Origin of the sequence: Massilia cavernae (assembly GCF_003590855.1) — a bacterium.
GTDB lineage: Bacteria > Pseudomonadota > Gammaproteobacteria > Burkholderiales > Burkholderiaceae_D > Telluria_A > Telluria_A cavernae.
The window spans coordinates 22597-43410 of sequence record NZ_QYUP01000087.1; the positions used below are offsets into that span (position 1 = coordinate 22597).

Sequence of the window (20814 nt, forward strand, 5' to 3'; positions counted from 1 at the left end):
GGCACTATCATGTCCGCTATCCCGCTCCTGACACTCGCCGCCTACGCGACGGGGCTGCTGCTGACGCTTGTGCTGGCGGCCTTCCTGACGCCGGCAAGCTGGTGGCGCCGCCTGAACGCGCGCGCGCTCGCCGTTACCGTGGCCGGCACTTGGGCCGCCGGCAGCCTGCTGGCGGCACTTCTGCCCGCGCACGCCGGCGCGACAGCTTCCAGCGCGCGCACGGCCACGGCCGCCGCGCCGCAACGCAGCTACCTGGTGTTCCGCGCCCTGAACCTGCGCAGCGGCGCCGGCACCAGCGCACGCCGCATCGTGGTGGTGCCGGCCGGCGCGGAGGTTGCCGCGACCGGCGCTCGCGAGGGCGACTGGTGGCAGGTACGCGCCACCATCGAGGGACGGAAGGTGACCGGTTGGGCCAGCAGCCTGTGGCTGCGTCGCGCCGATGAGGAACCGGCCAGGCGCTGAGATCAATTCTTCATGCCTGTCATTTCGACATGTCCCCAATGCCGCGAAAAAACCATAGGGCGGGCAACCCGGGCCTGAGTTTGTTGACGCTGCGCCGCGCTCTCCGTAGACTAGGCTGATGCCGAAACCGAGTTTCTCTTCCCCGCTGCCTGCGCAACCGCTGCGCATCCGGGTACCCTTGTCGAAACCGCTACGGCATCCGCGCTACCGGCGCCTGTGGACCGCCAACCTCGTCTCCAACCTCGGCACCTGGACCCAGACCTTCGCCTCGGCCTGGCTGATCGCCTCGATGTCGAAGGCGGCCGCCGTCACCACCCTGGTCCAGACCGCGAGCTACGTCCCGATCTTCCTGTTCGCGCTGTTCGCCGGCGTGATCGCCGATGCTGTCGACCGGCCCAAATTCCTCTTCTTCTGCAACCTCTACATGGCCTTGTGCGCATGCGGGATGGCGGTCCTGGTCATCACCGGCAACGCCTCGGCCGGGCCGGTACTTGCGCTGACCTTCGCGCTCGCCACCGGGTCGGCATTCATGTGGCCGGCCTGGCAGGCCTCGGTATCGGGGCTGGTGGAACCGGACGAACTGGAAGCGGCGGCCACCCTCAACAACCTGAGCTACAGCGTGGCCTCGATCGTCGGCCCCGCGCTGGGCGGCCTGCTGTTCAACTGGATCGGCGCCGGCGCGCTGTTCCTGATCAATGCGCTGTCCTTCATCGGCCTGCTGACGGTGTACTGGGCCTGGTGGCAGGAGCGCCTGCCGCGCACCGAAGCGCCGCACTCCTTCATCCTCAGCATGAAGACCGGCCTGGCCACCGCCTTCGGCTGCGCGCGCTACAAGCGCATCCTGCTCAATGTCTGCACGGTCTTCTTCGCCAGCATCGCCTTCGCCGCGCTGCTGCCGCTGTTCGTGCGCGACGTGCTGCACCGCGATTCGAGCACCTTCGGCACCCTGATGGGCAGCCTTGGCGCGGGCGCGGTGCTGGCCGCGTTCTGCCTTCCCAGCCTGCGCGCAGGCGTCGACAAGACCAGGCTGCTCACCGGCGCGCTGCTGGTGTACGGCGCCATGCTGATGCTGATGCCCTTCATTAGCTCGCTGACAATGCTGGTGCCGCTGATCGTCGGCGGCGGGATGGCCTGGTCCGCCATCGTGTCGACCATGAACGCGGCGGCCCAGTCGTCCTTCCCGCCAAGCATACGGGCGCGCACCCTGTCCATCTACCTGTTCGTGATGGCCGGCGGCTATGCGCTCGGCAGCGTGGTATGGGGCCGCGTGGCCGACCACGTCGGCGTCAGGTACGCACTGGCCGCCGCCGGCGCATGCCTGCTTGTCAATGCCGCCGCCCTCGCGGCCGGCAAGCGCGCGAACCCGATCTGAACGCCATGAGCGGCGGCCTTGACTTCGGCCCACGCCTGGACGTCGCGGCGCACAGCAGCGTCGGCGCAGGCCCGTCGCCGCGCCTTGAAAACCAGGACAACTTCCTCCTCATCGACACCAAGGGCAAATGCGCCTGGATGCATGGCCAGCAGCCGGTATCCGGCCAGGTCGACGGCTGGCCCGAAGGCCACGCCCGCGTTGCGGTGCTGGACGGGATGGGCGGCCACGGCCACGGGCGCGAGGCCGCCGAAGCAGCCGCCGACGGCCTGCGCGCGATGCCGGCGTGCGCGACGGTCGACGAACTGTCGGCCCGCCTCGAAGCCCTGCACGCGGCGCTGCAGCGCCAGTTCGCCGGCGCCGGCGACCAGGCGCACCGGCCCGGCACCACCCTCACCCTGCTCGAACTCCCGCCCGGCCAGCCCGCGCTGCTGTTCCACGCCGGCGATTCGCGCCTGTACCGCATCGGCCGCGGCAAGGCCGAGCCCCTGACCATCGACCATGTTCCGGCCACCGCCTTCGCCATGGCCGGACTGCTGCGCGAACGCGAATGGTGGCAGCAGGTGCACGGCGAACACCGCCCGCAGATCTCGCAGGCCTTCATCCTCGGTAATGCCTTCGCCAATCCGGCGGGGCTGGAAGATCCGCTGTTTGCGCTGACGCCGGCCCTGCTGCCGCCCTTCCTGCGCCACATGGCCGACCGGCGCGCGGTCGAACTCGAACCTGGCTGCGACTACGTACTGGCCACCGACGGTTTCTGGTCCTGCCCCGATGGCGCGGCCTGGGTCGCGCGCTGGCCCGCCCTGCTGGCGATGGAAGCGGGCGCCGACAGCGCCTGTGCCGCGCTGTTCGACGCCATCGAGCGGCAGCCGCCGCGCGGCCTGCACAGCGACAACCTGACCGCCATCGTGCTGCGGGTGCGCCCGGCCGCCTCCACGGACGAGACCGCCTTACCTGGCCAGCCGGCCTGAAACCTGCGCCACCCCGGCGCCAGAACGGGTAAGCTGCCCGGATCACCGAATGTCCTGGCGAGCGATGAAAAAATGCGGTAATCCGGAGCACCCGTACTGCACCCAATGGGTGCTGCCTGGAGAGCTGGCCTGCTCCAGCGGACACGCGCAGCCCGCGCCCGCGCCGGCCCCAGTCGAACTGCCGCAGCACGCCGCGCCCCGCTCCCACCTGCACATCAGCGGCTTCGATCCGCGCGCCGCCGGCGGCCGCCAGGCCATCAAGGTCGAACTGCGCGGGATGCCGTCCGGCGCGCAGGCCGCTGTCACGATGGAACTGAAGTCGGCGCTGTTCGAAGGCGGCGCCTCGCGCCATGCCTACGAGCGCAACCTGCACGGCGGATGGCGGCCCCAGTTCGTCGAGTTCAACGCGCGCGGCAAGGAGCACGGCCAGTACCGCATCGAAGCGGAGCTGCACTGCAGCGAAGCGGGCCGCGTCGCGCGGCGCTGGGTATGCACCCTGATCGTCCTGGTGCCCCGTCCCGACGCCAGCCTGGGCGAGATCCACAACGCCTTCCTCGCCACCCACAAGAATGTCCGCATCAGCGCCGACGACGCCTCCATCGCGCGCATCAGCGCGCAGGCGGGCGGCGGCAGCTTCGACATCGGGGTCGACGCGCGCAACGGCTCGATCGCGCGGCTCGACCTCGACGCGCGCAGCGGCCAGGTGACGGTCGGCTATTCGAGCATCGCGTGGGATGAGGACCTGATCGAAATCGAGGTGCCGGCCGAGCCTGCGCACCATCCGCATCCCGGCATCGCCGGCTGCCTGTCCAACGCGCCGGGCGGCACGCTGCCGCGCCACATGCGCATTTTCGCGCTGCGCGAATGCGTGCTGGGGAGGTTCGAATCCCTCGATCCGGAAGCGGACGTGCTGCTCCGGCACTATGGCCAGGAAGGTCCTGAGGAAGGCGGCCTGACACGGCGCCTGTCCGCGCGCCATGCCGTCATCCGCCACACCGGCGCCGGCTTCGAGATCGAGGACGTGTCGCGCTACGGCCTGCTGCTGGACGGCGCCCCGCCCGGCAAGCACCAGCCGGTGCAGCTCCGGCTGGGGATGACCATCGAACTGTCGGCCAGCATCCGCGGCATCGTCATGCTGAAGGTCGGCGCGCTGCCGCCCGGCGGCGTGATCCTGCTGCGCACCGACGGTGGCGCGCATGATGAATGCTTCTACATCGTAGAGCCGGAGCACCATCCGGGCTTGCTGCTGACTGGCCATCCGGCGCTGCCGGCGGCCGCGTCCCTGCCGGTCGTGTTCCACCATAACGGCGGCCTGTGGCGCGTGGATGCCGCTTCCGGACAGCAGTCGGCTATCGACGCCGGGCATTGCCTAAACGTGCGGTAGCGGTTACGCTGGCGCCATGCAATCGCCCGCCGCCACCATCTCCGACTATCTCGCTACCCTGCCCGGCGGGCGCCGCCAGATCGTCGAAGCGGTGCGCAATGTCATCGTCGCCAATCTCGATGGCGGCTATGCCGAGGGCATGCAATACGGAATGATCGGCTACGCGGTGCCGCACTCGATATTTCCTGCCGGGTACCATTGCGACCCGAAGCAGCCGCTGCCATTCGCAGGCCTGGCGTCGCAGAAAAACTACGTGTCGCTCTACCTGATGGGCCTGTATTCAGGCTGCACCGAGGAAAACGAAACGGACGAAGTGCGCTGGTTCCGCGACGCCTGGGCCGCGTCGGGCAAGAAGAAATTGGATATGGGCAAGGCCTGCGTGCGCTTCAAGAAACTGGACGACGTACCGCTCGACGTGATCGGCGAGGCAATCCGCCGCATACCGGCGCAACTGTACATCGAGCGCTACCAGGCGGGACTGGCAGCGGCAGGCAAAGGCGGCCGTACGTCGCGCAAGGCTTAGGTCGGCGGCACCAGCACGAAGAAGATCAGCGCGAGGCCGATCAGCATGATGGCTTCAAGGGTGAATACGGTTGCCGGAATGCGCAGGTCTTGTGGAATTTTCATGACACTCTCCAAACAGCGGTTTGCCCTACCAGTCTAGTTCACAGCCCGGCCTTGCGCCAGCCCGTCAGTGAAGCTCGCGCGCGACGCGGAAGCCGACGATGTCATTGCTGAGCACCGCGGAGAAACCGTTGCGCAGCGCCGAACGCAGGTAGCGCGGGTGGTACAGCCATGAACCGCCGCGCAGGATGCGCCGGCCCTGGTCGCCGCCTTCTTCCCACGGCCGGCCGTCCGGCGGCGCGCCCTCGTAACTGTCGTGCACCACATCCTGCACCCACTCCCACACGTTGCCGTGCATGTCGTACAGGCCCCAGCCGTTGGGCGCGAAGCTGCCGACCGGGGTGGTTCCATGCCTGGACACGCCCTTCTGGCTGCCGCCGTAGCTGTAGTTGCCATCGTAGTTGGCCATGCTGGTGTCGATCGTGTCGCCGAAGGCGAACGCGCTCTTGGTGCCGGCGCGGCAGGCATATTCCCATTCCGCCTCGCTCGGCAGCCGGTAGTGCTGGCCGGTCTGCTCGCCCAGCCAGCGTACGAAGTTCTGCGCATCGCCCCAGGTGACGCCGACCACCGGATGGTCGTCGTTCTGGCTGAAGCGCGGCTCGGCCCAGTCGGCCCCGGCATGCGGACGCCATCCGGTCGCGACGGCGAAGCGGCGCCATTCGCCCACAGTGACCGGGAACCGGCCGAGCGCGAACTGCCGCCCGATGCCGACCCAGCGCTGCGGCGTCTCGCGCGCCAGCCATTCCGGCTGGGCGCCGGCCTCGATCGCCTTGCGGCGCTCGTGTTCCGGCGAACCCATCAGGAAGCGGCCGGCCTGCACCACTACCAGCTGCGGCCCCATGCCGGAACGGTCAAGGAATCGGTCGCGCAGCACGCCTTGATCGGCTTCGGTGCGCGCCGCGATTCCGGCGCGGGCGCGCTCCTGCTCGGCACGGTAAGCCGCGGCGGCCTTCGCCTGTTGCGCGCGGCGCTGCTCCTCCTCCTGCGCGGCCCTGGCTTTCTCGCATTCCTCGGCGCGTTTCGCGCGCAGTTGCTGGCGTAGCGCCTCGCGCCGGGTGCGGCGCGCCGAATCGCGTTCGGCCCGTTCGCGCGCTTCCTGCTCGCGGCGCCCCCGGTCGCGCGCTACCCGCGCCGCTTCCGCCTGCGGGTCGCACGCCGGCGGAATCAAGCGCCTGAACCCCGGCGCTTCCGGCTTTGACTCGGCGGGCGCCGGCAGCGCGGCCGTCCTGAGCGCCTTCACCAGCTCGGCCACCGACGCGGGACGGTCCTCCGCGCGCCATGCGAATCCCGCCTGCAGCACCGCCCACTGCGCCTCGTCCAGCGATGCCGGCCGGGCCGGATGGTGGAACTCGGTGCGGGCGCCGTCGAACGGCATCTCCCCCTCGACCATCTGGTAGATCATCACCGCCACCGCATACACGTCCAGTGTCCGTTCCGGCGCCCGCTGGTGCGTCCCCGCCTCCGGCGCGCGGTAGCCGGCGGTGCCAGAGCTGGCGGGCGCCTCGATGGCGGCGCTGCTGGCACTGGTGCGCACCCGCGCCGCGATGCCGAAGTCGAGCAGCTTCACTTCGCCGCTGGAGGTGACGAACACGTTGCCCGGCTTGAGGTCGCGGTGGACCAGGCGGCGCCGCTCCCACGCGTAATCCAGCGCGCCGGCGATCGGCTCGGCCAGTTCGAGTGCGCGCGCCGGCCGCAGCGGCCCCCCTCGCGCCAGCATGCTGTCCAGGTCCTCGCCTTCCAGGCATTCCATGATGATGAAATAGCTGGCCGTGGCCGGGTCGCGCGCCCACTCGTAGACGCGCACGATGTGTTCGTGCGCCAGCTTGCGCGCCTCGGTCGCCTCCTCCACCAGCAGCTTGGCGCGGGTTGCGCTCTGGGTCAGCTGGGGCGGCAGGATCTTCAGCGCCACCATGGCGCCGTGGCCAAGTTCGGCGTGGGTCGCGATGTCCACCGCCTGCCATACCTGGCCCATGCCGCCGTGCGCGATCTGGCGTTCGAGCCGGTAGCGGCGGTCGGGCGGGCCGACCTCCATGCCGGCCATCAGGCCGATTTCGGTGCCCTGGCGCGGAAGGGGGCGTGCCGCGCGGCCGGCCGGCGCCGGAAACTCGGCGTCGAGGATGGCATTCTTGCGGAAGTCGAATTCCTGCTGGCTCAGCAGGCCGTCGTCATGCAGGGCGCGCAGTTCGCGGATTTTTTCTCGCGCGGTTTGCATGGAAAGCTCAAGGCTGGAGCGCGGCGCCGCAGCGGGCGCAGAAGCGGTCGTGGTGGCCGGAGGCGTGGCCGTTGTGGCAGGTGCGCACCGCCGCCGCACCGCTGTGGATCGCCAGCAGGCTGGCCTGATGCTGGCGGTCTTTCTCCACTTCGGCGTCGCGCCTCGCGCGGTCCTGCTGCACCCTTTCGTCGGCCATCCGCGCCGCGTCCAGCGGCGACGTGCCGGCCAGCGATTCGAGCTGCCCCGCGCTCATCGACGCATGCACCTGGGTTTTCATGTAGTCGCCAAGGATGGCCACGTTCTCGCCAGGGGCCAGCGCCAGCTTGGCGGTATCGCTGGCGGCATCGAAGCTGCCGATACGGCGCAGCTCGTGCTGCCAGCGTGCTTCGTGCTCCTGCCTTTGCAGGGCATGGCGGTGCTCTTCGGCGTCGAGTTGCAGTCCCAGTTCCTGCCGCATGTACTTGCCATCGGCATCGATGGTGCGCATGAGCTTTTCATGCTGGGCCTGGGCGTCTGCCTTCTCGCCGCTGCGCGCCAGTTCACGGCGTTTCAGCAGCGCCTGTTCATCCTCCCACTCCTGCACCCGCTCGGCCTCGCGCCGGCGGGCTGCATTCGCCAGTTCCAGCGACTGCAGGCTGGCGCGGTGCTGTTCGCGGTCGAGCGCGCGGTCGAATTCATGGGCCTCGGCCTGGTCCTGGTGCAGGCGCGCCAGCTCGCTGCGCTTGCGCGACTCGTCCTCGATCGCCAGTGCCTGCTCGATCCGGTTCTGGATCTGCTGGCGCACCAGCTGGTGCGAGAAGCGCTGCTGCGCCAGTACCGCCGTGTTACGCGCATCGCGGCGCGCCGCCTCGATTTCGGTGTGCATGCGGATGCGCGCGACCTGGCGCAGGTGTTCCCATCCGGCCACTTCGTCGGCGCGCGCGCCGACCTTTTTCGCCAGTTCGTGTTCCAGCTCGGCCAGCACGTCGGCCGCGCCGCGCTCCAGCGCCTGCCTGCGGTTCTTCGAATCGGCGATGCGGCCGTACAGGTCGATCTCGCGCGCGCGGATCGCGTGCATGCGCTCCGCGTTCAGCACAGACAGTTCGGCCTTCCCGATGCCCTGGTCCTCGCACATCTCGGCGCGGCGGTAGGCGATGCGCGCATCCTGCTCCTCGCGCCGGATGCGCTGCCATTCCTCGTCGGTGTACAGCTGGTCGAGGTGCTTCTCGTGTTCGAGCTGCACGTGGCGCTCGTCCGCCACCATCCACAGGCTGCCCACCCGCTCGCGGTTGGCGTCGTACTTGTCGTGATGGACGTCCAGCGTGTCCACCTGAGCCACCGCCAGCCCGAATTCGGCCAGCCGCATCCTCAGCGCGCTTTGCAGGCGCTCGTCCAGCTGCAACCGCAGATCGCGGTTGCCGGCCATGTCGCGCAGCGACTGGGCCGCCATGAATTCGGCCGCCAGCTGCCGCACCGACGGCGCCAGCAGGTCGCGCAGCTGCGCGGTGGTCACAGTGCCGGGCGCGGTCATGAAGTGGCGCGCGAACGCCGGCACCTGCTCGATGCGCACGCTGGCGCGGAAGCTGGCCGACACCGCCAGGTGTTCGGCCGTGCGCAGCCCCTCGAACGAAAAGTCGACCGGCAAGGCGGCGCTGCGGGTGATCAGGATTTCGGCATGCTGGTCGCGCAGCAGGTTGTTCAGGCGCGTGAAGAAGCCCTCGATCTCGTACTCGCCCTGCGGCACTTCGGTGGCCTTGTCGCCCTGCAGGATGTAGGCGCGGGTGGTGGCGGGAACGCGCAAGGTCTTGACGAACAGGCCGGACAGCTCGCGCACGCCGAAGAATACCGCCAGTTCGTCGGGCGCGGGTATCCAGCGGTTCTCGCGCAGCACCGGCTCGCTGCGCGGCGCGCCAAGAATCAGCCCGCAGCGCGCGCAATAGCCGGAGTCGCCGGTATTTTTGTGCTCGCAGCGCGGACATTTGACGCCGCCGAAGCCGAACATCTGGAACATTTGAACTCCTGGTGAGTAAAGCTGTCCTTGTTTCGATGACATCATGTTGTACGCAAAATGATTCTAGCAAAGGCTGGTTTACGGCCGCGTTCTCTATCGTGCGCCCCTCAGGGTAGGCCGATATGCTCGATGCAGGCCATGCTGGCGCCCTTCGCCTTTACCGCTGCTGCGAAGCCGGCGTCCAGCCCCGCTTCCCATGCGCGCGGCAGCAGGATACGGTCGCCGGGCGCCGCCTGCGCCAGGATCAGCGCGCATTTCGGCGCCAGCCCTTCCACTGTATCGACCCTTCCGGATTGCCAGGCCGACGAACAGCCGGTCGCGATCACCCTGCCGCGGGCCAGGAATTCGCGCCCGCGCGCCATGCGGTCGGCCACCACCAGCGCCAGTTCGTAGGACTTGCCGTGGAAGCGGGGCTGGCCGAAGCGGACGGCGGTGCGCCAGCGCCCCTCGGCACGCGCGTCGAAGCGCCGCGCCGCTGCCAGCGCCTGCCGCACCGCCAGCTGGCCGGTCACGTCCAGCCCAGGTACCGCGATGGTGTCCTCCTCCTCGCCGGCCGGCGCCGCCAGCGGATAGACGCTGACCTCGACCCAGCACAGGCTGTCGTTGATGCCGCCGCTATGCAGCGGGAACCAGGCGCGCGCGCCCGACACCGCGCCGCTGGCGCAGGACTGGCCGTGCAGCGCGCCCAAATGGGTGACGCCGCCGGGACCTCCCAGCAGCAGTCCCTCGCGTCCCGCCCCGTGCGCGTGGCCGCCGACGCGGCCCAGGTGCCATTCGTCCGACCAGCCATTGGCGGCCAGTCCCGGCTGCGGCGGCAGCACGCCGCGCGCCATGCGGTCGGCCAGCACGGCGGCCAGTTCCCAGTCGCGTTCGTGCGGGGCCGGCGCGCGGTCGGCCGTGAGCAGCACCTGGTCGCGGCTGTCGAAGCGCGGCTCGGTGAGCCGTGCAAGCCGGACCACCTGCTGCATGCGCTCCGCCAGCTGCGGTCCGCCGGCGCCGGCGCACTTGACGTCGGCGCGGCCGGCCCGCTCGCGCCGGGTGGCGCAAATGGTCATCACGCTGCCGTCGGCAAGGATGCTGCGGCATTCTGCGGCGCTCATGCGGCATACCCTCCCGCGGCGCGGCGCGCGGCGCAATCGTGTTCGAGGTTGGCCGCGATGCGTTCGGCATCGTCGAAGATGGCCGCTTGCGGTTCGCCGCCCTTGAGCCTTGCGAGCATCGCCCAGGCCTCGTCCAGCGAGACGGCGGCGCGCATGCTGTGGCCGATGCGGCGAGCCTGCTGGCTGGCGCAGAGCGGCCTGCCGGGCGCCTCCAGTTCGAGCGAAGGCATGGTGGCGACCGACAGGCCGGCATCGCCGAGCCGCTGGAGCAGCGCCTGGCGCCGCTGGAACTGCCCTGGCGGCCAGTCGAACATGCGCAGTGCCGCCGCGATGCGGGGCAGCTCCAGGAACAGGCGCCGCAGCGCGCGTGCGTCGTCGGCGGCCTGCGGCGCGGGTGGCGCCGCAGCCGCAGGCGGCGCTTCGGCTTGCGTCGTCGCGGCTGCGCGCGCCAGCAGCATGGCGGCATAGTCGCGCCCACCGGACAGGTCGGACGGCGCGCAGTGTTCAACCGTGATGCCGAAGCGGGTGTACATCAGTTCGTCGAAACCGGCACGGAAGGCATCCCATTCGGCCAGCGTGGCGCATGGCGGCAGGTCCAGCTGGCCCTGCGCCAGCTCGCGCCGCAGTGCGGCTTCGACCGACGCCGCCAGCGCGGCAGCGTCGAGCCGCTCGCCGCATTCGCTCGCCAGGAACAGGTCGAAGCGCTGCTGGCCGACGCGCGGGTCGGGGCTGTCGACTACCCAGGCCAGGCTGATGCCGGCCTCGGGCGCCGCTTCGAACGGTACCAGATCGGCGGTGTAGGGGCCGGGATGGAAGCACCATGCGGCGGCGCCGGCCGGAGGATTCACGCGTTCGCCCTCGGACACACGGTGGGTGACGCCCTGCCGGTCGCAGGCGACGCCGACGCAGCCGGGCGGCACGATACAAGGCGCCGCGATGCGCAGCGCAACGGTGTCCGCGCCGAGGGCGGCAAGTGCCCCGACGCATTCGGATCGCCTGAAGATGCCCATTGCAGCGTCCTATGCGCGCGCGGGCTGGATGGTGAAACCGCCGCCAAGCGCCTGGAAATGGGCGGCGGGTGCGTCCGGGAACGGCCAGGCGGCCTCGCACTCGCCGTCCGTATCGAGGTGGCCCTGCATCACCGCGCCGCCCTCGCCGTCGCGCACCCGCAGGAGCGGCCGTTCGCGCAGCAGGCGCGCGGCATACGGTGCATTGGCCGCCAGCGCAAGGATCACCCGCCATGCGCCGCCGTCCTCGACGAAGTGCAGCGTCCAGCAGCCGTCGTCGGTCGCCAGCGCCTGCAGTTCGTGGCCGCTGCTGGCGGCGCGCAGCATGCCCCTGCTGCCTTTCCACGCACCGGCGGCGCGGTGCTCCAGCGCCAGGTGGCGGAAGCGGCGCAGCGTCAGCGGCGACAGTTCGAGCGCGTGCCGTTCGGTGGCGGTCAGCGGCCGGCTGCTATCCAGCGCGGAGGCGATGATATCGTCCGCCAGCAGCAGGCTGTCGCCCTCCACCCTGCGCGAAATCAGCACATGTGCCTGGAGCCTTGCGGCGTTGTTCACTGGGTTGCTCATATCGTTCTCCTTAGGGCCGGTTTTCCAGAAGCCTGGCGATTGCCTGGTCGCGCCGCTTGCGCAAGGTCGGCAGCGAGACCTGGTCGAGCATGGCCAGTTGCTGCATCGTCGGCAGCTGCCCGGTGGTTGGATCGAGCCAGGCGTCCGGATAGGTGTCGTCGGCCCCGCCCATCATCTTCAGGTACACGGCCAGGTAGACCGGCAGCGAACTGGCCGCAAGCGTGCGCGCCGTCCAGCTGGCGCCGTCCTTCGCCGAGCGTGCCAGCTCCATATAGCCGGGGGGCAGGCAAACCGCGCTGGCCAGCGCGGTCTCGCCGGGGGCCGGCTCGCTCACCAGGGCCGGTACCGCATCGTCCTCGCGCGCCTGCGCGGCGTCCGACTCGTCCAGCACCCGCCACAGGTCTTCGATCCACTCGGTCGCTTCGGCGGCATCCAGCAACCGGTCGCAGTCGCCGTTGGACGACAGTTCCTCGTACTCGCCGATCTCGGCTAGCATGGCCTGGATCTTGTCCGGGCTGTTCTTCAGGCTGGCGAAGCGCTTCGACTTCGTGTGCAGCGGCCCGGTGCCGCCGCCGAAGCGCTCCAGCGATGCGCTCCACCGGACCACCCACTCGGCACGGCAAGCCCCGCTACCGCGCATCTGCCTCGCCTCGATCGGCACGCCGCCCGGCTCGCGGCCAAGGATGGCCGCCACCTGTTCCGGATGCTCGTGCCACGCGGCGAATATGCGGGCGATCTCGCCGGCCGCGGTGTCGAGCATGCGGTAGGCGTATATGCGGTTCGGACTGCACGGACGCCCGCAGGCGGCCTGGTAGTTGTCCGAGTCCACCTTGTCGCGCAGGACCGCGAACATGTCGTTGGCCTTCTTGCGCAAGGCCGCCTCGCCGCCGGGCGCATCCCAGAACGCGCCGCAGCGCGCGTGTTCGGCAGCGACCGCGTGGCGGAAGGCGCTCCAGTCGGCGGGCCGCGCCTGCAGTTCGCACACCAGCGCGAGCGCCAGTTCCAGCGCCGTATCGCCGTAGCTGTTGGCCTGGGCCGACGCGCGCGCGCTGCGGCGGGTGGTGTGAAGGCTCTCGGCCATCGCGTCCAGGTAAGCGGCCAGGCTGTCCGCTTCGGCCGCGTCGTCCAGCAACTGCGGGCAGGCGCCGGCGAGCGCCTGCAGCGAGCAGTGCCCCAGCAGCTTGCGGACGTGCTCCCAGCCGTGCTCCTGGTAACGGGTTCCCGGCAATCGCATGCCATCCTCGTCTCAGCCGATGCCGCCCGGGGCGGCTTGAAAAAATGATGCCATATAATTAAGAACCGCACTGCACAGTTGAATCCGCTCAAGGGCCAGTCGTCGCCAGCGCCGCCAAAAGCGCCGCCGCCATCGGTGCCGCATGCTCGCCGCCGGTTGCCTCCGAGTGGCTGGCGAAGGCCGCCACCGCCAGCCGCCGTTTTTCGCCGGGGATGCTACCCGGTTCCAGCCAGCCGGTGAACCACACCGTCGACAGCTCGCGCCCGCCGGCGCTGATGGTGGGGGCGGTGCCGGTTTTGCCGGACATGCCGCGCCGGATATCCCGCAGACCTTGACCGCGGAAAGCGCCGGCCGCCGTCCCCGCGTCGACCACACCCTTCATGCCGGCACGCACGCGGTCGAGGCGCACGCCCAGCGGCTCCACCACCGCTTCGTGCGCATCGTGGCCATCAAGGGCAAGCAGCAGGCGCGGAGCCGCGACGCCGCCCTGTCCGACCGCGGCCGACACCAGTGCCATCTGCAATGGGGTCGCCTGCATGCGCAGCCCGATCGCCATCTGGCGCAGCTCATGGCGTGTATGCACCGGGTCGATGCGCGCCGGGCTGGCTTGCAGCGCGTCCCATTGCTGCCACGCGTAGTCGGCTGGCAGCAGGCCGCCGTCAAGGCGCCACGCGCGCCCGAAGCCAAGGCGGCGCGCCATGCCCGCGATCGGCCGCACCGTGTCGAGCGCCCCCTCCTCCAGCGGCTGTAAATCGGGAGCCCCGCCGTCCGGCCGTCCAAACAGGCTGCGGTCGGCCAGTTCGCCCGACCACGCGAACCAGGTATTCAGGCTGTACGACAGCGCCTGCGCCAGGCCGAGCCGCCCGTCCTGGGCGCGCCGGTCGAGGTGCTGGTCACGGTAATTTGTGATGTGGGCCAGCCGCGTGTTGGCCGGATAGGCGGCGGCATTGGTCTGGAACGCGAAGCCGCGCTGCGCAGCCATCTCGTTGATGGCGTCCAGCGGCAGGCCGGCCAGCAAGCCATCCAGCCGTGCGTCGCGCTGCGCCGCCAGTTCCAGCCCGAGCGCGCTGATCACCTTGAAGGTGGAACCCGGGCTGCGGTGGGCGCCGCCGTCGTGCTGGAAGGCCGGCAAGCGCAGCGGGCTGCGCGCGGGATTGGTGCGGTCGAAGTTGCGCACCTCGTCCCAGTTAGCCGCCGTGACAGTGCCGGAGCCGGCGCCTGCGGCAGCGAGGATGTCGCCGCTGGCCGCATCGACCAGCACGATCCCGGCCTGGCGGCCAGGAGGCGCCGGCTGCCCGCCATGGCACTTGGAGCCGTCCCAGATGCCGCGCCGCATGCCGATGCATTCGAGGATACGCTGGCTGGCCGCCTGCAGTACGAGGTCGAGGCTGAGGCGCGCTTCATGCGGCGCGCCTGCCGGCGACGGCAGCCTCGCCAGCATGCCAGCCAGGCTGTTGGCGTGGTCCCTCCGCAGCCCCAGCAGCGGCGCCAGGCCGGCGTCGATAGCGGCGGCCGTGGGCGTCCCGCCGCTCCACAGCAGCACGCCATTGCGGTCGGCCAGCCGGATGGCAGCAGGTAGCCGGGGCTGCGCTGGCGCGCCACCGCTTCGCAGCGTATGCCATGCAAGCCGGCCCGCTTCAACCCGGATGTGGCGGTACTGCTGGTCGGCGGGATTGGCCAGCGCCGCCATGTCGAGCGGCGATGCATGGACGGTGAGGCTGCGCGTGCCGGGCATCAGGTCGAGGTCGAGCAGCTGGGCGGCGCCGCGCGAGGGACAGGCACGACCAGTGCAGGCGTCGGCCGGAGGACCGTTCAGGCGTGCGCCATCGACCGCCAGCACACGCCCGGCGAGCATCAGCTGCACGCGCTCGCCGGCCTGCGCGGGACGCGGCAGGACTAGCGTGATGCACGCGGCGCCTGCGTCGGACCAGGCGGCAATGCGAACCCATGGCGCCCAGCCCTCGGGCAGTTCCGCGAACAGGCGGCTGGCGGCCAGCGGCATCGATGCGCTGAGCGCAGCGGGCGCCCCGCCCACGCTGGCCTGCCACTCGCCCTGCGCCGCCAGCGGACGTATGCGCCAGGCAAGCAAACGGCGCTCGCTGTTGAATACGCGCACCTGTTCGCGCACGAAGGAGCCGTCGGCCATGCGGTACAGGGGCGTGCCAGTAAGCCGCGCGTTTCGTCGACCAGCTTTATTGTGCCATTCCAGGCAGACGCGCGCGGCCGGGAAGAAGCGGCGGACCTGCCCCATGCGCACAGGCGCGCGGCGCGAGTCGTCTTACCAGCCCGACCGAGCGCCAAGGCGCACCCAGGGCGCGCCGCCTCGAGGGCTGGAACAGGGATAGGTCTCTCGAGCGTCGCTGCGGGCGCCGCAGGGACTGGTAGTCGCGCCGGGGGCATCAGCGCGCGCTGGCGCTTGCGCGCCGACGGCGCCAAAGGCATGCACCTGCGCCGCGCGTGCGGCAGCTTGCCCGGGCCGCAGCACCTGCAGCAGCAGTTCGCCGGATCCACAGGAGCCGCTGGCGCGCCGTTGGATGCGCAACGCGCCTTCGTTCCATACCAGCCAGCCCTCGCGCTTCAGCATGCCCCGGCCCTGGTCTCGCACGGCACCGCCGCTGGCGTCGCTGATCCAGCGCGCGGCCGTGCCGCCTTCCCACGCCAGCTGCAGGGCGTCGGCGCCGGGGTCGCCGGTAACGGTCACGCGCGGGACGTCGCCAGACGCAGGCGCCGCCAGCAGTACATTGCGAATCGCGACAGTTCCCGGCCGCGCTTCGTTGCGCGCGGCCCAGCGCGCAACGTCCTTGAATTGGTAGCCCACCCTGAGCGGCAGCATCCGGGCGCCCGGCCGCAGGGCTTGCCGGCACAGGTCCACTGCCGCCGCCGGCGCCGCTTTCATGCCTGCCGCGACCAGCACAGTTCCATGCGCCTGCTTGAGCAGCGACACACCCGGAGCATCGGACACAGTGAAGGCCGCGCCGGGCACGGCGGGCTGGAAGACGGACGCTGCAGAGCCAATCCCCGAGCCCGCGTCCTCCGCCAGCTTGCACGCGTGGCCGGCGATCAGCACCGCCCCGCCCAGCGCGGCAAGTATCCCTGCCACGCCGACCCATGCAGCCGGGCCGGGAACAGGCAAGCGCAGCCGCGGCGGCGCGACAGGCTTGCGTCGCGCAGCATCGAAATTGCGCCCGCGCCGCCACGCCTTGCGGCGCTCCGCCCACGCCTGCCATGCAATGTCGATCCGGCCTTTCATTTCGTGCCCGCTCCCGGTTGGCGGCCCCTTGCGCTGCCTGTGCGTGGGCCTGACCAGGCATAGCTGGGGGAGATGGAAACCCTATCCCGACAGTAAGCCGTTTCATCGCGCATTTTTAACAGGTCGCGCCGCAAAATCTGCGGCTTGTCGCAATCCGGTAGTGGACGCGGCGCCCCGTGGCTACAGTGACTCCATCGAAACCAGCTCTGAAAGGAACGCCATCATGAACATCCTCAAACACATGGAAGCAGTCTTCCTCGTCTCACTGGCAGTCGCCGGCCCAGTCACCGTCGCCTTCGACGCCATTCCGGAAGCGCATGCTGCGGCAGCCCGCTCAACGGTGGTGGCCAGCGCAGCGCCAGACCAGGCAATTCCGGTGGTCGTGGTCAGCGCAAAGCGCATGACCGACGCCGAAAAGCTGCAGTCGCTGGAAGAAGAAGAAGCGCGCCTGAGGGCCGTTCGTATGGCTGACCGGAGCACTTTTTGACCCGCAAGGCCCGGGCGCTGCCGGAGTGACTCCACCTGCGTCCGGCGGCCGGAAGCTTTGTTAGTTCCCGCCGCAAATTGTTACCACCTCAGTGAAGATTTAGGTGAAGTGTTTCAGTTGTAAGCTCTTGCATCATTTGAACTGAACGTGCATCCGTGCTTGATATAGTGAACTTACGCAATCTCAACACGGAGAAGAAAATGAAACGGACACTTACCCTCGCAACGATGATCGCCCTCGGCGCCGCAGCCTATATGCCGTTGTCGTCGGTAGCACAGTCCAGCTTCAGCGTAGTGATCGGCGACGCGCCGCCGGCGCCCCGCTACGAAAGCGTACCTGCTCCCCGCTCCGGCTATATCTGGGCGCCGGGCTACTGGAACTGGACCGGCGACCGCCACGACTGGGTTCCCGGCCACTGGGAACGCGACCGCCGCGGCTACCGCTACCGCGCGCCGGAATGGGAACGTGCCGACCGCGGCTATCGCCTCAACCAGGGTGACTGGGTCGTGATCTCGGACGGCGACGTCGACTACATCCGTGTCGCGCCACCGCCGCCACGCCATGAACGCGTCCCACGCGTACGTCATGGCCATGTCTGGGAACCTGGCCACTGGGAATGGCGCCGCGGCCGCTATGAATGGAGGCCGGGCAAGTGGATCGCCGTACGTCGCGGTTACGAATACCGTCCGCACACATGGATTGAACGCGACGGCCACTGGGTGCTCGAGCAGCCGCGCTGGCACCGTCCTGGCCGCGACCGCGACCGTGACGGCATCGATGACCGCCGTGACCGCGATCTCGACAATGACGGCATACCGAACCGCCGCGATGCCGACATCGACGGCGACGGCGTCCGCAACGACCGCGACGCCCGTCCTGCCAACGACCGCCGCTATTAATTAGCGGGAAGGTGCAGGAAACAACGCCACCTGGGGCAACCCCGGTGGCGTTTTATATTAGTGGTAGCCCTGATCCGCCTTGACCGTGCCGCGGAACAGCCAGAACACCAGCACCGTGTAGGCGATGATGATCGGCAGCAGGATAGCCGCGCCGATCAGGTAGAACATCTGCGTCGACGGATGCGAGGCCGCTTCCCACACCGTCATCGACGCCGGCACCAGGTAAGGGACATTGGACACGACCAGGCCGCCGAAGGCCAGCAGGAAGATTCCGATCGCCGAGGCGAACGGCAGCAAGGTGCGGCCGTTGCGGATGCCGTACCAGCATAACCACGAGAACAGCGCGGTCGCCACCGGCACTTGGGCCAGGAAGAAGATGTTAGGCGTACTGAACCAGCGCTCGGCGATGCGCCCGATCTGCAGCGGCGTCCAGATGCTCACCAGCACGATAAAGCCAAGCATACCGATCAGCAAGGGCGCCGCCATGCGCCGCGCGTGCCGTTCGACGTCGCCCTCGGTCTTGAGCAGCAGCCAGGTTGCACCGAGCAAGGCATAGCCGGCCACCATCCCCAGCCCGCACATGACGGAGAACGGGGTCAGCCAGTCGAATGGCGTGCCGGCGAACCGGCCGTCCACCACCTTGATTTCCTGCAGCACCCCGCCCAGGATGAGGCCTTGGGCGAACGCCGCCAAGGTCGAACCGCCGGCGAAGGCCGCATCCCATTTGCGGTGGTGCGGCTTGGCCACCCAGCGGAATTCGAAGGCGACGCCGCGGAAGATCAGCGCCAGCAGCAGCACCAGCACCGGCAGGTACATGGCTGGAAGGATGATCGCGAAGGCCTTCGGAAAGCCGGTCCATAGGGTGATGCCGCCCAGCACCAGCCAGGTTTCGTTCCCATCCCAAAATGGCGCCACGGAATTCATCACCTGGTCGCGCTCGATCTCCTCGCGGAAAAATGGGAACAGGATGCCGATGCCGAGGTCGAAACCGTCGAGCACGATGTACATGGCCACGCCAACTCCCAGCACCAGCGCCAGTATGACCGGCAGCGTATAGGAAAGTTCGTTCATACCGGCTCCTCGGTGTTGTCGGGGCGTCCGCCCGCCAGCGGCCGGCTCGGCAGCGTTTCGGGTCCGGGCAGCGACGGCTGCGGCCCCTTCTCGATCATCTTGTTGATGTACCAGACGCCGATCGAAAACACCACGCCGTACACCAGCACGAACATCACCAGCGAGGTCATCACCTGCCCAGCAGTGATCGGCGACACCGCATCGCGCGTTCGCAAGATACCGTGGGCGATCCACGGCTGGCGGCCGATCTCGGTGACCATCCAGCCCGCCAGCAGCGCAATGAAGCCGACCGGCCACGCGTGCGACAGCGGCCTGAGGAACCAGCGCGTCTCGTCAAGCCGCTTGCGCCACCACTGGAACACGCCGAACACGCCGATGGCGATCATCAGCACGCCCAGCCCCACCATGATGCGGAAGCTGAAGAACACCGGCCACACCGGCGGCCGGTCCTCCTTCGGAAAATCGAGCAGCCCCTTGAAGCGCCCTTCCCAGCTGTGCGTGACGATCAGGCTGGCCAGGCCGGGGATCGCGACCTCTGCGTAGTTGCGTTCGGCCTTTGCGTCGGGCCAGGCGAGCAGGATGAGCGGCGCCGGCTTCGAACCGTCCCAATGCGCTTCGATGGCGGCGATCTTGGCCGGCTGGTGTTGCAGCGTGTTCAGGCCGTGCAGGTCGCCCACCACCGCCTGCAGCGGCCCAATCACCGCCAGCATGCCCAGCCCCATGTGCAGCATCGTGCGCGCCTCGGTGCGGAAACGGCCGCCCAGCATGTAGCGCGCGCCGGTCGCCGCCACCACCAGCGAGGTGGTCAGGTAGGTGGCGATCATCATGTGCGTGAAACGATAGGGGAAGCTGGGGTTGAAGATGATCTCGAACCAGCTGATGGGATAGGTGATGCCGTTTTCGATGCCGAAGCCGGCCGGGGTATGCATCCAGCTGTTGGCGGCGAGGATCCAGAAACCCGAGATGGCGGTGCCGAGCGCGACGAACACCGACGCCATCGTGTGCAGCCAAGGCGGAAATCGGTTCCAGCCAAACAGCATGATGCCGAGGAAGCTGGCTTCGAGGAAGAACGCGGTCAGGACTTCATAGCTGAACAGCGGCCCAAGCACGTTGCCGAACACCTGGGCGAAGCGGCTCCAGTTGGTACCCAGCTGGTATTCGAGCACGATGCCCGACACCACGCCCATCGCGAACGACACCGCGAAGATCTTGGTCCAGAAGCGCGCCAGCGTGTGGTAGTGCGGCTTGTCGGTGCGCATCCATAAAATCTCGAGCGTGGCGATGAAGGCCGACAGGCCGATGGTGAAAGCCGGGAAGATGATATGGAAGGCGATCGTGAATCCAAACTGGATCCGGGACAGGAGGACTGCATCGAATCCGGCGATTGTTTCCATTGATCACTCCTGCTTGTTCCCGTGAACGTGCATGGATCAGATCGCGGGATGCGGGTAAAAGTTCGTCCTCCGAGTGTTGCAAAAACGACCAGCAATGTCAATTGTGTTGAAAACGGTTATCCTCGGTGCATGTACTACTTTTCCGAGCTGCAAGCAGCTGCCTACAAGACTGAACGCAGCGCCGCGCGCAGGCTGTCCGCCAGCGCAGGTATCCCTGAAGAACAAGCCTTGCGCCGCACCCTCGAGCTGAGCGCCGGGACTGCGGGACTGGCGTCGCTGCTGGCCACGCGCGCCGCCCTGCGCGATGCCGACGCCGTCAGGCAGCAGGCGCGGGCACACCGCGCCGCTACGGCATCCGCGCGCACTGAACGCAAAGGTGAACCCGCCGCCTGGCGCGCCTGGTTCGATGGATCGGCCCACCCCAACCCCGGCCGCTGCGGCATCGGCGGCCTGTTGCTGGGTCCCGGCGACGCCCGCATCGAGATCTCGCGCGCCGCAGGCCACGGCAACAGCAGCGAGGCGGAATACCTCGCCCTGATCGCGGTGCTGGAGGCGGCGGTGGAAACCGGCGCGCATGGCCTGGCGGTGTACGGCGACAGCCAGGTCGTCGTCGACGACATGCACGCGCATCCGAGCGAAGCGGCCGGCGCGCTGGCCGAATACCGCGCAACGGCGCAGGCCCTGCTCGCGCGGCTGGACGGCGTAACGCTGCGCTGGATCCCGCGCCACAGAAACGGCCTGGCAGACGCCCTGTCGCAACGGGCGTGCGTTCCAACGGCCGCGGAAACCTGACCTG

At 69.1% G+C, this 20814-nt stretch carries 18 protein-coding genes; 8 read left to right on the forward strand and 10 right to left on the reverse strand.

Translation table 11 applies throughout. The features are described from left to right. The first annotated feature begins 9 nt into the window (after positions 1–9). The 5 genes from D3872_RS08755 (at position 10) to D3872_RS08775 (ending at position 4709) form a co-directional block, all read left to right on the forward strand. On the forward strand, positions 10–462 hold the full coding sequence (locus D3872_RS08755) for an SH3 domain-containing protein (protein ID WP_119810405.1): 453 nt from the start codon (positions 10–12) through the stop codon (positions 460–462). 118 nt (positions 463–580) lie between these two features. Next, positions 581–1834, forward strand: a complete 1254-nt coding sequence (locus D3872_RS08760; RefSeq protein ID WP_119810406.1) for an MFS transporter — start codon at positions 581–583, stop codon at positions 1832–1834. A gap of 5 nt (positions 1835–1839) precedes the next feature. Continuing rightward, positions 1840–2802, forward strand: coding sequence for a PP2C family protein-serine/threonine phosphatase (locus tag D3872_RS08765; RefSeq protein WP_119810407.1), 963 nt, complete (start codon positions 1840–1842; stop codon positions 2800–2802). A 64-nt stretch (positions 2803–2866) separates the two neighbouring features. Next, entirely contained in the window at positions 2867–4186 is a 1320-nt protein-coding gene (locus D3872_RS08770) for an FHA domain-containing protein (RefSeq protein ID WP_182915737.1), read from the forward strand. A 16-nt stretch (positions 4187–4202) separates the two neighbouring features. Beyond that, on the forward strand, positions 4203–4709 hold the full coding sequence (locus D3872_RS08775) for a DUF1801 domain-containing protein (protein ID WP_119810409.1): 507 nt from the start codon (positions 4203–4205) through the stop codon (positions 4707–4709). Positions 4710–4877: 168 nt separating this feature from the next. On the opposite strand, the gene D3872_RS08780 is transcribed toward D3872_RS08775, so the two are convergent. The 8 genes from D3872_RS08780 to D3872_RS08815 form a co-directional block, all read right to left on the reverse strand. Then, the gene (locus D3872_RS08780) at positions 4878–7022 is read right to left on the reverse strand and encodes a bifunctional serine/threonine-protein kinase/formylglycine-generating enzyme family protein (RefSeq protein ID WP_119810410.1); all 2145 of its coding nucleotides are present in this window, start codon (positions 7020–7022) and stop codon (positions 4878–4880) included. A gap of 7 nt (positions 7023–7029) precedes the next feature. Beyond that, positions 7030–9012 carry an SPFH domain-containing protein gene (locus tag D3872_RS08785; RefSeq protein ID WP_119810411.1) on the reverse strand — a complete coding sequence of 661 codons (1983 nt, stop codon included), beginning with the start codon at positions 9010–9012 and terminating at the stop codon, positions 7030–7032. 107 nt (positions 9013–9119) lie between these two features. After that, positions 9120–10112, reverse strand: a complete 993-nt coding sequence (locus D3872_RS08790; RefSeq protein ID WP_119810412.1) for a hypothetical protein — start codon at positions 10110–10112, stop codon at positions 9120–9122. Then, a complete protein-coding gene (locus D3872_RS08795; protein WP_119810413.1) occupies positions 10109–11122 on the reverse strand; it encodes a hypothetical protein in 1014 nt (337 codons plus the stop codon). Before D3872_RS08795 ends, D3872_RS08790 begins: the two co-directional genes overlap by 4 nt. A gap of 9 nt (positions 11123–11131) precedes the next feature. Further along, positions 11132–11683, reverse strand: coding sequence for a hypothetical protein (locus tag D3872_RS08800; protein WP_119810414.1), 552 nt, complete (start codon positions 11681–11683; stop codon positions 11132–11134). Positions 11684–11693: 10 nt separating this feature from the next. Beyond that, positions 11694–12917 (reverse strand): hypothetical protein, encoded by a 1224-nt coding sequence (locus D3872_RS08805; protein ID WP_119810415.1) that lies wholly within the window; start codon positions 12915–12917, stop codon positions 11694–11696. A gap of 88 nt (positions 12918–13005) precedes the next feature. Beyond that, a complete protein-coding gene (locus D3872_RS08810) occupies positions 13006–15168 on the reverse strand; it encodes a penicillin-binding transpeptidase domain-containing protein (protein WP_119810416.1) in 2163 nt (720 codons plus the stop codon). A 27-nt stretch (positions 15169–15195) separates the two neighbouring features. After that, positions 15196–16167, reverse strand: coding sequence for a hypothetical protein (locus tag D3872_RS08815; protein ID WP_119810417.1), 972 nt, complete (start codon positions 16165–16167; stop codon positions 15196–15198). 223 nt (positions 16168–16390) lie between these two features. Here D3872_RS08815 and D3872_RS08820 point away from each other — a divergent pair, with 223 nt between their 5' ends. After that, positions 16391–16654, forward strand: a complete 264-nt coding sequence (locus D3872_RS08820) for a hypothetical protein (protein ID WP_182915738.1) — start codon at positions 16391–16393, stop codon at positions 16652–16654. Between the two features lie 200 nt (positions 16655–16854). Next, positions 16855–17553 carry a YXWGXW repeat-containing protein gene (locus D3872_RS08825; RefSeq protein WP_119810418.1) on the forward strand — a complete coding sequence of 233 codons (699 nt, stop codon included), beginning with the start codon at positions 16855–16857 and terminating at the stop codon, positions 17551–17553. Positions 17554–17610: 57 nt separating this feature from the next. Here the strand turns inward: D3872_RS08825 and cydB are convergent, their stop codons facing one another. Continuing rightward, positions 17611–18624: a cytochrome d ubiquinol oxidase subunit II gene (gene cydB, locus D3872_RS08830; protein ID WP_119810419.1), complete on the reverse strand. Its 1014-nt coding sequence runs from the start codon at positions 18622–18624 to the stop codon at positions 17611–17613. Beyond that, positions 18621–20018 (reverse strand): cytochrome ubiquinol oxidase subunit I, encoded by a 1398-nt coding sequence (locus D3872_RS08835; protein WP_119810420.1) that lies wholly within the window; start codon positions 20016–20018, stop codon positions 18621–18623. Before D3872_RS08835 ends, cydB begins: the two co-directional genes overlap by 4 nt. Positions 20019–20147: 129 nt before the next feature. Between D3872_RS08835 and D3872_RS08840 the strand changes: the two genes are divergently transcribed. After that, positions 20148–20810, forward strand: a complete 663-nt coding sequence (locus tag D3872_RS08840; RefSeq protein WP_119810421.1) for a ribonuclease HI family protein — start codon at positions 20148–20150, stop codon at positions 20808–20810. Positions 20811–20814 lie beyond the last annotated feature (4 nt).

What these genes read in the sequence shown, in the direction of transcription:
- D3872_RS08755 (WP_119810405.1), top strand. Translation starts at nt 10, where the DNA reads ATGTCCGCTATCCCGCTCCTGACACTCGCCGCCTACGCGACGGGGCTG.
- D3872_RS08760 (WP_119810406.1), top strand. Translation starts at nt 581, where the DNA reads ATGCCGAAACCGAGTTTCTCTTCCCCGCTGCCTGCGCAACCGCTGCGC.
- D3872_RS08765 (WP_119810407.1), top strand. Translation starts at nt 1,840, where the DNA reads ATGAGCGGCGGCCTTGACTTCGGCCCACGCCTGGACGTCGCGGCGCAC.
- D3872_RS08770 (WP_182915737.1), top strand. Translation starts at nt 2,867, where the DNA reads ATGAAAAAATGCGGTAATCCGGAGCACCCGTACTGCACCCAATGGGTG.
- D3872_RS08775 (WP_119810409.1), top strand. Translation starts at nt 4,203, where the DNA reads ATGCAATCGCCCGCCGCCACCATCTCCGACTATCTCGCTACCCTGCCC.
- D3872_RS08780 (WP_119810410.1), bottom strand. Translation starts at nt 7,022, where the DNA reads ATGCAAACCGCGCGAGAAAAAATCCGCGAACTGCGCGCCCTGCATGAC.
- D3872_RS08785 (WP_119810411.1), bottom strand. Translation starts at nt 9,012, where the DNA reads ATGTTCCAGATGTTCGGCTTCGGCGGCGTCAAATGTCCGCGCTGCGAG.
- D3872_RS08790 (WP_119810412.1), bottom strand. Translation starts at nt 10,112, where the DNA reads ATGAGCGCCGCAGAATGCCGCAGCATCCTTGCCGACGGCAGCGTGATG.
- D3872_RS08795 (WP_119810413.1), bottom strand. Translation starts at nt 11,122, where the DNA reads ATGGGCATCTTCAGGCGATCCGAATGCGTCGGGGCACTTGCCGCCCTC.
- D3872_RS08800 (WP_119810414.1), bottom strand. Translation starts at nt 11,683, where the DNA reads ATGAGCAACCCAGTGAACAACGCCGCAAGGCTCCAGGCACATGTGCTG.
- D3872_RS08805 (WP_119810415.1), bottom strand. Translation starts at nt 12,917, where the DNA reads ATGCGATTGCCGGGAACCCGTTACCAGGAGCACGGCTGGGAGCACGTC.
- D3872_RS08810 (WP_119810416.1), bottom strand. Translation starts at nt 15,168, where the DNA reads ATGGGGCAGGTCCGCCGCTTCTTCCCGGCCGCGCGCGTCTGCCTGGAA.
- D3872_RS08815 (WP_119810417.1), bottom strand. Translation starts at nt 16,167, where the DNA reads ATGAAAGGCCGGATCGACATTGCATGGCAGGCGTGGGCGGAGCGCCGC.
- D3872_RS08820 (WP_182915738.1), top strand. Translation starts at nt 16,391, where the DNA reads ATGAACATCCTCAAACACATGGAAGCAGTCTTCCTCGTCTCACTGGCA.
- D3872_RS08825 (WP_119810418.1), top strand. Translation starts at nt 16,855, where the DNA reads ATGAAACGGACACTTACCCTCGCAACGATGATCGCCCTCGGCGCCGCA.
- cydB (WP_119810419.1), bottom strand. Translation starts at nt 18,624, where the DNA reads ATGAACGAACTTTCCTATACGCTGCCGGTCATACTGGCGCTGGTGCTG.
- D3872_RS08835 (WP_119810420.1), bottom strand. Translation starts at nt 20,018, where the DNA reads ATGGAAACAATCGCCGGATTCGATGCAGTCCTCCTGTCCCGGATCCAG.
- D3872_RS08840 (WP_119810421.1), top strand. Translation starts at nt 20,148, where the DNA reads ATGTACTACTTTTCCGAGCTGCAAGCAGCTGCCTACAAGACTGAACGC.